Below are 14,586 nucleotides of genomic sequence, written 5' to 3'. Positions count from 1 at the left end.
ACGACCGATCGGATTCACCGAAATACGCAGGCCTGTAGGCAGCGCAACACCAAACTCCAGAAGTAAAGCGCCTATGCGGGACATACATGCTGTTCGGTCTTTAATGTAACCGTGCCTAGCTTTATGAATAGCGGAAATAACTTGGGCTTCTTCTGACTTTACGCTGACGAAGCGCATATTGGGTCTTGTCGACGCTTCGCATATAGCTTCTGCATCTATGAAATCATTCTTGTTGCTTTTAACGAAGGGCTTTACATATTGCGGAGGAATAAGCCTGACTGTATGCCCTATCGACTCACACTGCCTGCCAAGCCAGTGTGCACCGCCACAAGCCTCGAATGCAATCGTGCATGGCGTTAACTGATGAAGAAAATGAATGAGTGCCGAACGGGAAAATTTTTTGCGAATGATTTGGTTATCTGAATAATCCCGGCCTATCACATGAAAAGATGATTTGCCTAAATCGATTCCAAGAACTTTAATAGTAGACATGATGGTTCGCCTCTTTGATTGCCTAACTCTAAGACTAGCTTAGAGGTGAGGCGGACCATCTAATTAAACCGACTCAAAGGTCGGTTTATTCAAGCTGGTCGCTTTGCAAAGAATTCGAAATATGGTACCAGAGGCCGGACTTGAACCGGCACGCTATTTCTAGCAACGGATTTTGAAATAAATGCGCATACATTACTTTATTGAAATCATGGGTATATGTTTACATTGAGAAGCTTTGCAAATTCTTTGCAAAGTCAGGCCTCATTCCTACGAACAATGTCAAGAAATCTCTTCCGCTTACTTATCAGGTTGTAATAGTAAAAATCATCAAATGTAATAGTCTTCCGGAACACCTCATCCTGCCAACGGAAGCACGTCACCAACAGAATATGACAGGCAGTATTTTAAGGACATAGAAAGTGTCTAGGAAAGTCAGGCCTTGCCAAATGATCCCCGCACCAATAGTTAAAGTACAAATACGCAACAATCCATAAAGCCATTAATTGAATCAGGGATGGATTAACATCGCCAAAAACGTGGGAACAATGAGTGAGTTTTTAACGCAATGGCAAGAGACTGCTCATACTACCTTGGCACTGTTTATATGGCTTTTTAGGTTTTCGTGCTTGGCTACCTAATAAGCTCAATGAGCCAAGTCTTTGTCAACAAAAAGCGAACGCAAAAACCTATGGAAAAATTGGAGCCAAGAGTGCCCGCCTACCTCTAGTCTAAGGGTACTGCACTCTAAGGCCTATGATGGTTCAATTTGACGTCATTATGGCTTTGCCGGTTTACATAAATGCGGGTGGTTCAATTAGGGAGTACATAAATCATGATGAATTGTATGGGAGAGACGATGGGGGTTGAAATGATGATAGGTATGGGTTTGATCTGGCTACTGGTAGTGATGGTCCTAATCGGGGCAGTGGCTGCGTTGTGGAAATACTTACGTTCAGATAAAGCGCGTGATGAATAGAATTAAACATTTGTCTGCAAGCCCGCAAGCAAATGTCATTTCTTTTCCTTTTTAGTAAATGTTGTCTGGAAAATGTGGTAGGCCCCTTTTATAAAACCTGGTCACAATGGACCCCATGTACGCAGTGCTTATCTGTACTCAGGCAAGTTTTGGAAATGGCGTAATTAGCTTACTTGACTTCTAAAGAAACAAGTATAGAACGAGTGCGAAAAAATATGAAGATTTTATTGGATGGAATATATAAAAGGTAAAACATGGAACCAACAAGAAAAAGTGATTTAAAAAAGGCCAGAACGCTTCAAATATTAAATGTCATCTATGATGCAATTGAAGTCATAGTAGCTTTAATCGCAGGAATAATTGCTAATAGTTCAGCGCTCATAGGGTGGGCATTGGACAGTACAATAGAGGTGTTAAGCGCTACCACGCTAGGCTGGCGTCTACACGGCGAACTTAAGGGAATTGATAAAAAACAAGTAAATAGACGGAAGAAAATCACTCTCTACGTGATTGCCGTATCATTTACTTTGGTCTGCATATTTATATCTTATGATTCCGTTACAAAACTTCTTAGTCAGCAAACGTCAAGCTGGAGCACTATGGGGTTAATCATTTTAGTTACTTCCTTGCTTATCAACCCGATTTTGATTCATTTCAAAAGAAAATATGGCCGCAAGCTGGATAGCCCGGCGTTACTCGCCGATGCTAAAGATACCTTTATCTGCTTATACCAAACGATCGTTGTCCTTGCCGGTTTGCTATTGGTAAATTGGTTTGGTTGGTGGTGGGCTGATCCTGTGGCGGCATTGCTCATTGTACCTTATGCAGCAAAAGAAGGTTGGGAAGCTTACACTAAAGCAAGAGACATCAGTATTGATGAGAAGTAATACCCGCATCACCTTAAATAATTCATTCTCTTAGCACTGACTTGTTTCGTCACGTATCAACCAAGTGCTTCAGGCTCAGGCATCATGATACAGCACAGAATGTAATGTTCCATGCACCGATGGTTGAGATACAAATACGCAGCAATCCATAAAGCCATTAATTGAATCGGCGATTGATTAACATTGTCTTAAAGGAGAGAACAATGAGTGAGTTTTTAACGCAATGGCAAGAGGCGGCTGAGCTTACTCGGGGCGCTGATAAACGGCATTGTTTTAATCGTTGGTTCTGCCTGGGTCCTTTATGAGGCAGTGCCACGGCTGAGTAATCCAGAGATGCCAGAAACAGAAGGCATGATTGCACTGGCTATTCTTGGCGTACTGGTCAACGGCTTCGCCGCGTATAAATTACAAGGTGGTAAATCGCTGAATGAAAAAGTTCTGAACTGGCATTTACTCGAAGACGTTTTAGGTTGGGTAGCGGTACTCATTGTCGCTATTGTTATGCAGTTCAAAGACTGGCCTGTTCTGGATCCGGTTCTTTCTATCGGATTTACGCTTTTCATTCTGTTCAACGTTATCCGAAATCTTATCAGCACCGTAAAACTGTTTTTTCAGGCGTCACCAGACAACGACCTTTTACAAAACGTGACTGATAAATTGCTTGAACTTGATGCTGTTAGCAATCTGCATCACCTGCATATCTGGTCACTAGATGGTGAGCATCATGTCGCGACAGTTCACATCGTTAGTCAATTTGAGTCGAAAGCTGAATACCTAATGTTGAAAGAAAGCATAGCGAATGCTTTGGATGAATTTGAATTGTCACATACAACCATAGAGGTTGAGAATGGTCTAGAAGATTGTCGTGACACCAAATAGCTAAAGAAGCGATAGGTCACGTTAATGTGTATTAACATGAACTATTTAACATGAAAGTAACTCTGCTACGGTTCTAGATCAGAAAGAGAATTATCACAATTATTATAGTGCCCCTTCATAGATTTCAGTCATCTGTGGAGCCTCTTCAGATTTTTAGGAAACCTCCCCTAAAGAAGCTTGCTATGCCAGGAATGAGTGGTTGTTAACAAACAAAGTATACTTCAGAATTCATACTCGAAGCGGTATTACTCTGCTAGAAACCTGATATTATTGGTCGTCAGATTGCTTTAGATATTAGTATTTTTCTTAGTCTACCTAACTGCTGAAAACATCATGCTGCGCAATCTAAAGATAAAACACATAAGAGCAGTGATCCCCGTTGTGACGCGGGGATAGCAGATTAAAACATGAACTTGCCAAGGTCAAAAAATGACCGGTATTTTTACGCGAAGCGACAACGTTTTTAGCCAAAAAGTTACAGTAAGGTATCTAGCGATATCGAGTTTCCGATATGCCTTTCTACTAGTCTATTGTACCGTTTATTCGAAAATGGAGCCTTAGATGATTTGGTGAACTCAAAGAAGCGATGCGAACCAACTTCATGCTCATAAGCATAGCATCACGGTTATGGCATGAGCCAGATAATATTTACTTTGTTGTTCATTGATGCGCTCACTGTAAGGAGATCAGATAGCAATTGGAAAAGCTACCTCTTGGGTCAACGGTGATTTTATCTTTCAGTATTGGACTTGCTTTTACACTTGTTGTAGGGGGTATTACAGGTTTTGGTACGAGCGAGACGCAATAATTGTGACAGGCTTATTGAAATTGCATGTTGTATTCTTCTATTCCTTCGGTGTACTTATTTTACATTGCCGGATTATGTATGAGCAGGCTTTGCAGTAGATTTCTGTTTTTCTGACAAGATTTAGCAACTTAATTGAAATACATGGCTTTTTAATACAGAGTTCCTCTTGTGAATCAGAAAGCTGACCATTTAGGCATTGACTACAATCATATTTTAAGAGAACATGAATTGCCAATAGAGGAATCTTGTGTTGAAAACGAATTACCGCATTAGCAAAAATCTAAAAGTGGTCTTAGCCGCTTTTTTGTTGTGCGCACAATTTTTGTTGATTGTGACTGACGCGTTTTCTATTGAACAAGACCACTTGTTTAGCAATGAATTATGTACTGAAAATACATTAATCGAACTGTCCGATGCTTACGATTTAGATACGGGAAGTGATTGTGACCATTGTTGTTCTTGTCATGGCCATTTTACACACATAGCTTTTTACTTTGATATTGAAAGCTCGTTTCTAAAAAAATCTCCCAATTTAGTCTCAGTTTATAGTGAAGCTACACCTAATCGTTTCATTAACCAAATAGAGCGTCCTCCAAGAATTTAATCCCTGTCGTTTTTCGTTTTTTCAACTGACTAGGATTATATATCATGAAAATTTCACAGTTTCCTGTGCGCAAATTTACGCGCGCCGGAATATTGACTAGTGCATTGATGCTATCTCAAGCCAATGCATTGGCAGAACAAGTAACTTTAGATGATGCAGTTCAACTTACTCTCAACCGTCATCCAAGCTTGTTGAAATTCAGACCTCTTACTAGAGCTCTTGAGGGAGATCGCCAACAAGCTTTGCTTTCTCCAGCTTACACCGTAGGTGCTAATCTAGAAAATGTGATGGGCACAAGTTCTACTTCGGGAGTTCAAGCAGCAGAAGCAACCATCTCTCTATCTTCAGTGTATGAACTTGGTGGAAAGAAGAGTGCAAGAACACTGGTTGTGGATGCCAGAGCTGCCCTTTTAGATTCAGAGCAGTATTCAATGTCTCTCTCACTACTTGGTGGGCTCACTCAGCAGTATATTCGCGTTCTGGCACAACAGGAGCGTCTGCAAATAGCTGAGCGAAGTGTGAGCTTAGCTGAAGATGCTCTTACTGTGATCACTAATAGAATAAAAAGTGGTGCAACGAATGATGCTGAATTGTTCAGAGCTAAATCGGCTTTAAATCAAGCGAAATTAGAACTTGCGACAGCAAAGGTGAATAAAGAGATAGCCCTGCAATCTCTCACACTATTCTGGCAGGGCAATTATGAAGATATCACGCTTACTGGTTCTTTAAATTCACCCGCTAAAAATTATTCCTACGAAACACTTTTTAACCAATTCTTATCATCATCGAATGCGGATTTACTAATTAAGTCACTTGACCTGAAGGACGCTGAAATTCAGTTGGCTAAGTCTGATAATACCGCAGACCTATCTTGGTCTGTTGGTGTTAGAAGGAATCAGGGAGCTCAAGATACATCGTTAGTTTTTGGTGCCTCAATTCCACTATTTGCTGAGAAGAGGAATTCGGGTGCAGTCAAATCTGCAATTGCTAGTAAGGAGGCGGAGTTATTAGAGCGAGACACCAAGTATCTCGATGTAAAAGCGATTCTATTTAAAGCAACGAAAAGCATAAATTTTAGTTCACAGGCAGCATTGCACCTGGAAAAAGAAGTAATGCCAGATTTGAAAAGAGCATTGGAGCTGACCAAGGAGGGCTATCAAAAGGGAATTTACACTTATCAAGAATGGTTTGCTTCACGTGATGCACTTCTCCAATCTCAACGGAGTCTCATCAACTATCGCGAAGCCACCCTGCTCAATGAAGCACTTATCGAACAATGGACAGGGCAATCTCTGAAATCATTCACTTTCAATCTCCAGGATTAATTATGCTAAAGCAAATTTTATTTTTATTTCTTATCGGCACTGTGACATCTATCGCGACCGCAAGTGAAGATGTCACCAATTCAAATGACAACCAAAATATATTCCAGAAAGGTAACATCAAAATAGAAGTAAGTATCGATGAAAGCCCCGAGGGCTCTGTAATTATTGCCTCGACTTTTGAAGATGGGAAGCCATTTATCCCTGATTCCTTTTCTATAGAGCTACAGAAGTTAGGTTCAAGCTCAGAAAAATTTGAGTTTCAAACTTCAGAGGGGGTTTTGCGGTCAATAAAAGCTCTGTCTGAACCTCATTCTTTTAGGGCTACTATTTATCTGACTGACAAAAGACGAAAGTATTCCTGGGAGTGGGAAAACTTCGAGGGAAGAACACAGATCTCAAGAGCATTAACTGAAAAGTTTCAATTAGCAACCTCCGAAGTTCAGAGTGGGACCATTGAAAGACATATCGAATTGTTGGGTACTCTTGTAATTCCACCCAAGAACAAGGCTGAAGTTAATGCGCGGTTCTCGGGAGTTGTAGAAACTCTCGCTTCGGATGTTGGTGACAGCGTGAAGGCTGGCGATGTAATTGCAAAAATTCAATCAAATGACAGCTTACAAACCTACATCGTGAAAGCGCCAATTTCGGGTACGGTAGTAAGTCGAAATGTTAATGTTGGGCAGTTGGTTACCAGTGAAACGCTTTATAAAATAGTCGACGCTGAAACGCTTTGGGCAGAATTGAAAGTATTTCCATCCAAGCGGGATACAATAAAGCAGGGCTCTTATATCCACATAAAAAAAGGTTCCCGACAGCAAGATGCAAAGGTCAAATTTCTCATTCCGTCAGGTTCACTTGAACCTTATCAGATCGCAATTGTTGAAATCACTAATACCGAAGGAGAATTCTCCCCCGGCGATATGGTTACAGGTGTAGTTGATGCTCAGAAAGTCGATGTTTCGCTTCGCGTTGAGAATGAAGCTATCCAATCAATGGATGGTAACTCAGTTGTATTTTTAAACGATGGTAACACGTTTCAAGCTGTCCCTGTCGAGCTGGGTATAAAAGATGACAACTTCACTGAAGTAAAGCGTGGCTTAATCGCTGGTCAAATTTACGTATCAAAAAATAGCTTTCTGATAAAAGCGGATCTTGAAAAATCCGGTGCCTCTCACGCTCACTAATCCTGGAGACGATAAATGATTGATAATATTATTCGTCTTTCAGTAGAAAGACGCTTTTTGTTTCTTGTTCTTGCACTAATCTTAATTGGGATCGGCGTTTGGAGCTACCAGCGATTACCTATTGATGCTGTACCAGATATTACAAATGTACAGGTTCAGATTAACACCAAAGCTCCGGGGTACTCACCATTAGAAGCTGAACAACGAATAACATTTCCTGTCGAAACAGCACTATATGGCTTGCCTAACTTATCCTATACACGTTCTATATCGAGGTATGGTCTTTCACAGATTACAGTTATTTTCGAAGAAGGAACGGATATCTTTTTTGCCCGAAATTTAATCGACGAAAGACTTGCTAACCTTAAAAGTGTTTTACCTGATGGCCTTGAGCCAGAAATGGGGCCAATCGCAACAGGGCTTGGCGAAATTTTCGTATATACACTGGAAGGGAAAGATGGAGCAACGTTACCCGATGGCTCGCCGGTCACACCTATGGCTTTAAGAGAGGTACAAGATTGGATCATTCGACCACAGTTAGCCCAGGTTCCGGGAGTAGTAGAAGTAAACACTATTGGAGGTTATGACAAGCAATATCACGTCAATCCCGACCCTGTAAAAATGCTGGAGATGGGAGTCTCGCTTAAAGACATTTCTGAAGCACTATATTTAAACAATGATAATGCTGGAGCAGGCTATATTGAGAAAAATGGCGAGCAACTTCTTGTTCGCTCTCCAGGTCAATTGACAGGGATAAAGGATATCGAAAATGTCGTAGTAGGAAAAAAAGGATCTGTTCCTGTTCTAATAAAAGATATTGGAACTGTAGGCTTGGGTAAGCAGCTGAGGACCGGTGCCGCTACAAGAAATGGTAAAGAGACAGTGATGGGAACGGTCATGATGTTGCTGGGAGAAAACTCAAGGGAAGTTGCAGCTTTAACTGCCAGTAAATTAACTGAAATTCAAAGATCGTTACCAAGCTGGGTAGTTACTGAACCCGCCTATGATCGAACTACACTGGTCGACAAAGCGATAAACACTGTGCAGAAGAACCTGCTGGAAGGAGCATTACTCGTAATTGTCATATTATTTTTACTACTAGGCAATATTCGAGCGGCTCTTATTACGGCTGCGATCATACCTATTGCTATGATGATGACAATCACTGGAATGGTCCAGAGAGGTGTTTCGGCAAATCTGATGAGTTTGGGGGCTTTAGATTTTGGTCTGATTGTCGATGGCGCTGTCATCATTGTTGAAAACTGTATTAGGCGCTTATCTGAAGCGCAACAGCATCACGGCAGACTTCTTCAACTCAAGGAACGTCTAGAAGAAGTGAAAATAGCAACGATTGAAGTAATCAGGCCCAGCTTATTTGGAGTCGGGATCATAACCGCTGTTTATCTGCCTATTTTTACTTTAACAGGCGTAGAGGGAAAGATGTTTCATCCCATGGCAATAACTGTTGTTATCGCTCTTATTGCGGCAATGATTTTGTCACTGACGGTAGTGCCTGCAGCGATCGCAATTTTCATGGGGGGAAAAATCAGTGAAAAGGAGAGTTTTTTAATACGTTGGGTGAAACTGGCTTACGAACCAGCACTTAGGGCTATTCTTAAATTTAAAGCTGCTGCTCTTGGGGCTGCACTAGCGTTTGTTGTCTTCTGCGGATGGTTGGCAACAACACTTGGGTCTGAATTTATTCCTCAACTGGATGAAGGTGATGTCGCTTTACAGGCTTTACGCATAACGGGTACCGGTCTAAACCAATCAATTCAAATGCAAGAATTACTTGAAGGTGCGCTGTTAGAAATTCCAGAGGTAGCGGTAGTCTTTGCGAAAATAGGTACACCAGAAGTCGCTACAGACCCAATGCCTCCTAATGTAGCCGATAGTTTTGTAATACTTAAACCTCGCTCAGAATGGCCTGATCCAGCTAAATCTAAATCGGATCTAGTGGCTGAAATTGAATCAGTCGCCTCAAAGCTTCCCGGTAATAACTATGAATTTACCCAACCAATTCAAATGAGATTTAATGAATTGATTTCCGGCGTAAGGGCTGATGTTGCAGTCAAGGTTTTCGGTGATGACTTAGAGCAATTGTTGGATTCTGCAAATAAGGTTGCTGAGATCGCTGAGTCGATACAAGGTGCCTCAGACACCCGAGTTGAGCAAGTTGCCGGCCTTCCTATGTTGTCCATATTACCAAAACGAGATGCTCTCGCAAGGTACGGTCTTAACGTAGCAGACATTCAAGCACTCGTTTCAACCAGCATAGGGGGTAAGGAATCAGGCATAATCTATGAAGGCGATCGTCGGTTTAAAATTGTAATCAGATTATCTGAAGAGTTGCGTACAAATATTGACAAATTAGAGAGCTTACCTGTTCGTGTCGGCAATAGTTTTGTACCGCTTGAAGAGGTAGCCACTCTCGAGTTAAAGCCGGCGCCTGCACAGATCAGCCGAGAGAATGGAAAGCGCAGAGTTGTCGTAACGACTAACGTACGAGGAACCGACCTAGGAGGATTTGTCGTTGATTTACAAAAAAGACTTAAATCCGATTTAAAAATGAAGGAAGGATATTGGTTAGAGTTTGGTGGTACCTTTGAACAACTGGAATCCGCCAGCAAACGGCTGACTTTAGTCGTTCCGGTTACGCTTGCGTTGATAGTTGGCATACTCATTATGGCGTTTGGGTCTGTTAAAGACGCATTGATAATTTTCACTGGTGTACCACTAGCCTTGACTGGAGGAGTACTGGCACTCTGGATTAGAGATATGCCTCTTTCAATTTCTGCGGGAGTAGGCTTTATCGCTTTGTCCGGGGTCGCGGTTTTGAATGGACTAGTGATGGTCGCATTCATCAGACAACTCTGGCAGGAAAATGGTGATATTTATACTTCAGTAATTCGAGGGGCCATAATCCGGCTTCGACCTGTTTTGATGACTGCGTTAGTGGCCAGCTTAGGCTTTGTTCCCATGGCACTTAATACAGGAACAGGTGCTGAAGTACAAAGACCGCTCGCCACTGTAGTCATTGGGGGAATTATATCGTCAACTTTACTGACACTGTTTATATTACCTGCGCTTTATCAGCTCGCACATAACAAACGCAACTCTTAATCAAATTTTACGCCCGGTATGTTCCGGGCGCACCGGAGCCTCTATGACTCATAATCATTCAAATAGCTCAAACAAAATTGGGTGGGCTTTTCTATTAAATTTCAGCTTCACAATTATTGAATTTATTGGCGGCTGGCTAACGAACAGCACTGCTATAATGGCAGATGCTGTTCATGATCTCGGCGATTCAGTTTCTATTGGAAGCGCCTGGTGTCTCAATAGGTTAGGAGAGAGAGAGGCCGATGAAAATTTCACATATGGGTACAAGCGACTCAGCCTGTTAGGGGCATTTATTAACGGAGCCGTACTTATCCTTGGCTCAATCTGGGTATTATCAGAAGCCATTCCTCGAGTATTAGACCCGGTCGTTCCAAATACAGAAGGCATGATATTACTTGCGATTCTAGGTGTCGCTGTAAACGGCTTTGCTGTGTATAAACTCCAGGGAGGAAATACCCTAAACGAGAGAGTGTTGAACTGGCATTTATTGGAGGACGTTTTAGGCTGGGTTGCTGTATTAATTATTGCCATAGTAATGCAATTTGTCGACTGGCCAATTTTAGACCCCCTACTTTCGATTGGCTTTACGCTTTTTATATTGTTTAATGTAATTCGAAACTTATTAGCAACCTTAAAATTATTTTTGCAAGGTGTTCCAGAGAAAAACTTATACAAACAAGTGTTAGATGAACTCCGGAGTGTTGATAGAGTTGAATATATCCATGACTTAAAAATTTGGTCACTTGACGGAGAACACAATGTTATTACTATACGCGTTGGCAGTGCCTTAAAGACAGTTGAAGAATACAAGTTATTGAAGCTTGATATTTATGATAGCTTGGCCATGTTTGACTTCAGTTACAGCACAGTTGAAATAGAGTTTACTGACGAGCATTCTGCAGTTAATGAGGAGGTGAGATGAAATTCCATTACTCATTAACAATGATAGTCGACAGTAATTCAAGTTTTAATACTAAGCTAAAATTTTATTTGTGACACATTGTCTACAATCATGACTATAGATTTTCATGGAACTTTTTAGTTTGTTCCCCTCATGATTAAATTTTTTGTTAAACTGTAAGGAGAGTGTGATAGATAATAATGCGTAACTAAAGTGGTAAGAGGCAAGATTGAACACGTACCTTCGACATCAACGTTTCTTTCGTGCTCTTACGAGATGTTGAAAATAAAATATAGAGACATTAATGAAATTTATAAGTAACTATAAGATGAGCTTCTTATTTTTTATTAGTGGTATTCTGTGTTTAATCGCTTATAACATAAAAGGCTCGAGTATAGATGAAAATGGTTTTTTGGTTGAATCGTTTGGCTTCATTCCTATATTTTGGCTATTTGAGCTGATGGCATCGCTGACTTTTGCTTTCACTTTCATTAAACTTAAAAAAAATCAGCGAAAGTAAAAGCACGCGAAGAACTTTTTCTAACTGACAATTTTGCTTTGCGATTTGCTATGCAACTCCTGGCTAGTAATTGAAAACTGAACCCAAAGGTTGTTGGGTATTGCCTTTTAGTTATATCAGACTTTAACTTCTTATATTAAAGCTCGCTAATTATTGGCTTTCTATTCTTTTATACACATTGATGAATTTGCACAGTAAGCACGTCCGGTAATCCCACCTATCGTTTAGCAAACTGCCATGGCAGTAACTGTTCGATATCGGTGTCCGGTCTGCTGAGTTGCTCCAGGCAGTCCATGACATACTCGAAGACGTTGAGGTCGTTGGCCTTCGCTGTTTCGATGATGCTATAGAGGATGGCGCTGGCATTGGCACCGGTTGCGGTCTGGCTGAACAGCCAGTTTTTTCTGCCTATAACGAACGGTTTAATGGCTCGCTCAGCGCGGTTGTTGTCGATGGCTAGATGGCCATCGAGTGTGTAACGAATCAGTTTATGCCACTGGTTGAGGCAGTACTGTATTGCCTCGCCGAGTTTTGTTTTCGGTAATACCTGTTGGGCTGATTTTGTCAGCCAGGTTTCAAGTTGATTAAGTAGCGGCAGGCTCTTTTCTTGTCGTTGTGTATAGCGGGTTGCTGCGTTTTCTTCTTTTAACTGCGTCTCGACACGGTAGAGCTTCTGTATGTGGTTCAGTGCCCAATCAGCTTTGCCACTGCCTTTACTGCCAGCGCCTTTTTTCGCTTCCATGAACTTGCGTCTGGCATGGGCCCAGCAACCGACTAAGGTGGCCTGCGTTTGTTCGTAGCCCTGATAGCCATCCACTTGCAGATATCCGCTATAACCATCAAGGAAGTCCACGGCACATCGCCCGGCACGACTATTGTGATAATCGTACAGCACGATGTTAGGTATCGCAGAACCGGTGATGGTCGCTTGCGGTGAGTCCGCTCCGGTTGCATACAGCCACATGTAACTGGTCGTTTTGTCAGAATCGACAATCTTCAACGTGGTTTCATCCGCCTGGATAACCGGTTGTTGTAGCAGATGTTGATGAAGCTGGTCATAAAGCGGCTTAAATAACTCAGCACAACGGATTATCCAGTCTGCCATGGTTTTACGGCTGAGTTCGATGCCATGCTGTTTGAACATAGCTTCCTGCCGGTAAAGTGGCAGACCATACTGATATTTGCTGGTGATTATCTGACTCAACAGGCTCGGCGTTGCATAGCCTTTGGGGATAACGCTATGTGGTACCGGCGCTTGTTTCACCGTATTGCTGATACCCTCTTTTTCGCAGGTACGGCACGCATACTTCGGACGTACATGTTCAATCACTTTCACCTGAGCAGGAATGAACTGAAGCTTCTCAGACTTATCTTCACCGATGCAGTGCAGCGTGCCAGCGCAGCAACCACAGACTTTATCTTCATCAGGGATATCGTGGACGATGACTTCACGCGGCAAGTCCTCAGGCAGTGGTTTGCGCTTAGGTTTATTGCGTGTGTAACTGATGGCTTCCTGCTCTGGCGTTTCAACATCGGCAGCCAGTTCTTCCGCCTCATTAAACAGTTCGCCCTGACCAGGGTGGCCCTCGGTGCTTTTACCAAACTGTTTTTGCTGTGCGATACGGAACTGCTCTTCCAGGTATTGATACCGGTTATTCAGTTCCTGGAGCTGCTGCTCCAGTTCAGCGATGCGGCGTTGATAATCTTCTTCGTTCATAAGACTATTATCGCCGATTAAGGTACTGATTACCTGATGTTATTCAGACTATTTCGTGATCGATAAATGCTGTTTATGATCACCGGTTATAAGCCGGAAGCGGTGTAGTTCAATGGCGAATGGCCTATCACATCAAAGCCCGACAACAGCCACTGCAACTGCTGCTCACTCAGGTTGATGTGTTGTAATTCAGTGTCTGACGGCCATTTAAAGCGATGCTTCTCCAGTCGCTTATACCACAGGGCAAAGCCAGTTTTATCCCAGTACAACACCTTCAGTTTATCCCGCTTTTTATTGCAGAACACAAACAACGCATCCCGGAACGGATTCAATTCCATCTGCTGTTCCACCACGACAATCAGGCCATTGATGGATTTACGGAAGTCGACATTGCCTAGGTAAAGATAAATGTCAGAGGGCTCGACGAACATCCTCATTCGTTCAGCGCCTTCATCAGGGCGGCCAACCAGTGCGGGCTGACATTGGCGGGTATGCGCAATGTCGAAGCAGCGCATTCAAGCGAAAGGGTCTGCGAGTCACCTTCAATACGGGATTCGAACGTGGTGACTTCGCGCTTAACGTGAACAAACTTATTGCTGGTTCGCTGAAGCCGGATGTCACTGCGTCTGGCATAAAACGTCTGAATATTTATCTCATGCTGACGGCAAAACGCACCCGCCGATAATCCACTTTGTTCCTGACGTTCGAAAAGCGCCAGCCAGGTATTTACGTCTCGTCGTTGATATCGCATGCGTGTTCTCCTTTGTAAAAGAACACGATGCAGTAGCGACGTCAGTTTTTGAATGTGGGGATTACCGGACGGTTACTATAGAGTTAGAGACGCGCCCAAAAATTTGCATGGTTGTAGGCAATCTCCCTCATCATGACTATTTCCTAAATTCTGCCGATGAACGGGCTATTCTAATTACAAATCAGCCTCAACTGTTTACCAATTCGCGAAAATCCATTATTCTCCATATTGGTTATGTTTAATGCTTAAGAAATGTTTAAATCCATATCAAAACTAGTATTAGTGTTTACAGTGCTATCTGCCCTCGTCGGGCAAGCGATGGCTGTAGATACTATGAGTTTTGAAATGGCTATTGATAACAAACATTACAATAGTAATTCTGAATCGAATTGCTCTACGAACATGAGCCATGGTATGAG

Annotated in this window: 11 protein-coding genes and 1 pseudogene; 8 read left to right on the top strand and 4 right to left on the bottom strand. The window is 42.3% G+C overall.

Translation table 11 applies throughout. The features are described 5' to 3' along the window. On the bottom strand, positions 1–492 hold a 492-nt coding region (locus ACX5KA_RS17595), incomplete at its 3' end, for an IS110 family RNA-guided transposase (protein ID WP_458731767.1). Between the two features lie 1,230 nt (positions 493–1,722). On the opposite strand from ACX5KA_RS17595, the gene ACX5KA_RS17590 reads away from it, so the two are divergent. The 8 genes and pseudogenes from ACX5KA_RS17590 to ACX5KA_RS17555 all read left to right on the top strand — a co-directional run bounded on the left by ACX5KA_RS17590 (position 1,723) and on the right by ACX5KA_RS17555 (position 11,699). Further along, entirely contained in the window at positions 1,723–2,355 is a 633-nt protein-coding gene (locus ACX5KA_RS17590; RefSeq protein WP_015067954.1) for a cation diffusion facilitator family transporter, read from the top strand. A gap of 225 nt (positions 2,356–2,580) precedes the next feature. Continuing rightward, positions 2,581–3,234 (top strand): annotated as a pseudogene (locus ACX5KA_RS17585) (cation diffusion facilitator family transporter); the annotation flags it as partial. Between the two features lie 1,058 nt (positions 3,235–4,292). Further along, positions 4,293–4,646, top strand: a complete 354-nt coding sequence (locus ACX5KA_RS17580) for a hypothetical protein (RefSeq protein WP_012516883.1) — start codon at positions 4,293–4,295, stop codon at positions 4,644–4,646. A gap of 44 nt (positions 4,647–4,690) precedes the next feature. Continuing rightward, a complete protein-coding gene (locus tag ACX5KA_RS17575; RefSeq protein ID WP_012516884.1) occupies positions 4,691–5,971 on the top strand; it encodes a TolC family protein in 1,281 nt (426 codons plus the stop codon). Between the two features lie 2 nt (positions 5,972–5,973). Next, complete coding sequence (locus ACX5KA_RS17570) at positions 5,974–7,155, top strand: efflux RND transporter periplasmic adaptor subunit (protein WP_012516885.1); 1,182 nt, start codon at positions 5,974–5,976, stop codon at positions 7,153–7,155. Between the two features lie 15 nt (positions 7,156–7,170). After that, positions 7,171–10,278, top strand: coding sequence for an efflux RND transporter permease subunit (locus tag ACX5KA_RS17565; RefSeq protein WP_012516886.1), 3,108 nt, complete (start codon positions 7,171–7,173; stop codon positions 10,276–10,278). Between the two features lie 43 nt (positions 10,279–10,321). After that, positions 10,322–11,200 (top strand): cation diffusion facilitator family transporter, encoded by an 879-nt coding sequence (locus ACX5KA_RS17560; RefSeq protein ID WP_012516887.1) that lies wholly within the window; start codon positions 10,322–10,324, stop codon positions 11,198–11,200. A gap of 283 nt (positions 11,201–11,483) precedes the next feature. Continuing rightward, the gene (locus ACX5KA_RS17555; RefSeq protein ID WP_012516888.1) at positions 11,484–11,699 is read left to right on the top strand and encodes a DUF3955 domain-containing protein; all 216 of its coding nucleotides are present in this window, start codon (positions 11,484–11,486) and stop codon (positions 11,697–11,699) included. A 217-nt stretch (positions 11,700–11,916) separates the two neighbouring features. On the opposite strand, the gene tnpC is transcribed toward ACX5KA_RS17555, so the two are convergent. The 3 genes from tnpC to tnpA form a co-directional block, all read right to left on the bottom strand. Continuing rightward, positions 11,917–13,416, bottom strand: coding sequence for an IS66 family transposase (gene tnpC, locus ACX5KA_RS17550; protein WP_150140815.1), 1,500 nt, complete (start codon positions 13,414–13,416; stop codon positions 11,917–11,919). 86 nt (positions 13,417–13,502) lie between these two features. Then, positions 13,503–13,853: an IS66 family insertion sequence element accessory protein TnpB gene (tnpB, locus tag ACX5KA_RS17545; RefSeq protein ID WP_014979879.1), complete on the bottom strand. Its 351-nt coding sequence runs from the start codon at positions 13,851–13,853 to the stop codon at positions 13,503–13,505. Then, on the bottom strand, positions 13,850–14,167 hold the full coding sequence (tnpA, locus tag ACX5KA_RS17540) for an IS66 family insertion sequence element accessory protein TnpA (RefSeq protein WP_458731766.1): 318 nt from the start codon (positions 14,165–14,167) through the stop codon (positions 13,850–13,852). The genes tnpB and tnpA overlap by 4 nt, the downstream gene beginning before the upstream one ends. Positions 14,168–14,586 lie beyond the last annotated feature (419 nt).

This window comes from Alteromonas alvinellae, assembly GCF_902705805.1.
The sequence above is the reverse complement of the archived record's forward strand: the minus strand, read 5'-3'. Positions and strand labels throughout refer to the sequence as shown.

Excerpts from the sequence above, each read along its gene's own strand:
- ACX5KA_RS17590 (WP_015067954.1), top strand. The coding sequence starts at position 1,723 with ATGGAACCAACAAGAAAAAGTGATTTAAAAAAGGCCAGAACGCTTCAA.
- ACX5KA_RS17570 (WP_012516885.1), top strand. The coding sequence starts at position 5,974 with ATGCTAAAGCAAATTTTATTTTTATTTCTTATCGGCACTGTGACATCT.
- ACX5KA_RS17575 (WP_012516884.1), top strand. The coding sequence starts at position 4,691 with ATGAAAATTTCACAGTTTCCTGTGCGCAAATTTACGCGCGCCGGAATA.
- tnpB (WP_014979879.1), bottom strand. The coding sequence starts at position 13,853 with ATGAGGATGTTCGTCGAGCCCTCTGACATTTATCTTTACCTAGGCAAT.
- ACX5KA_RS17555 (WP_012516888.1), top strand. The coding sequence starts at position 11,484 with ATGAAATTTATAAGTAACTATAAGATGAGCTTCTTATTTTTTATTAGT.
- tnpA (WP_458731766.1), bottom strand. The coding sequence starts at position 14,167 with ATGCGATATCAACGACGAGACGTAAATACCTGGCTGGCGCTTTTCGAA.
- tnpC (WP_150140815.1), bottom strand. The coding sequence starts at position 13,416 with ATGAACGAAGAAGATTATCAACGCCGCATCGCTGAACTGGAGCAGCAG.
- ACX5KA_RS17560 (WP_012516887.1), top strand. The coding sequence starts at position 10,322 with ATGACTCATAATCATTCAAATAGCTCAAACAAAATTGGGTGGGCTTTT.
- ACX5KA_RS17565 (WP_012516886.1), top strand. The coding sequence starts at position 7,171 with ATGATTGATAATATTATTCGTCTTTCAGTAGAAAGACGCTTTTTGTTT.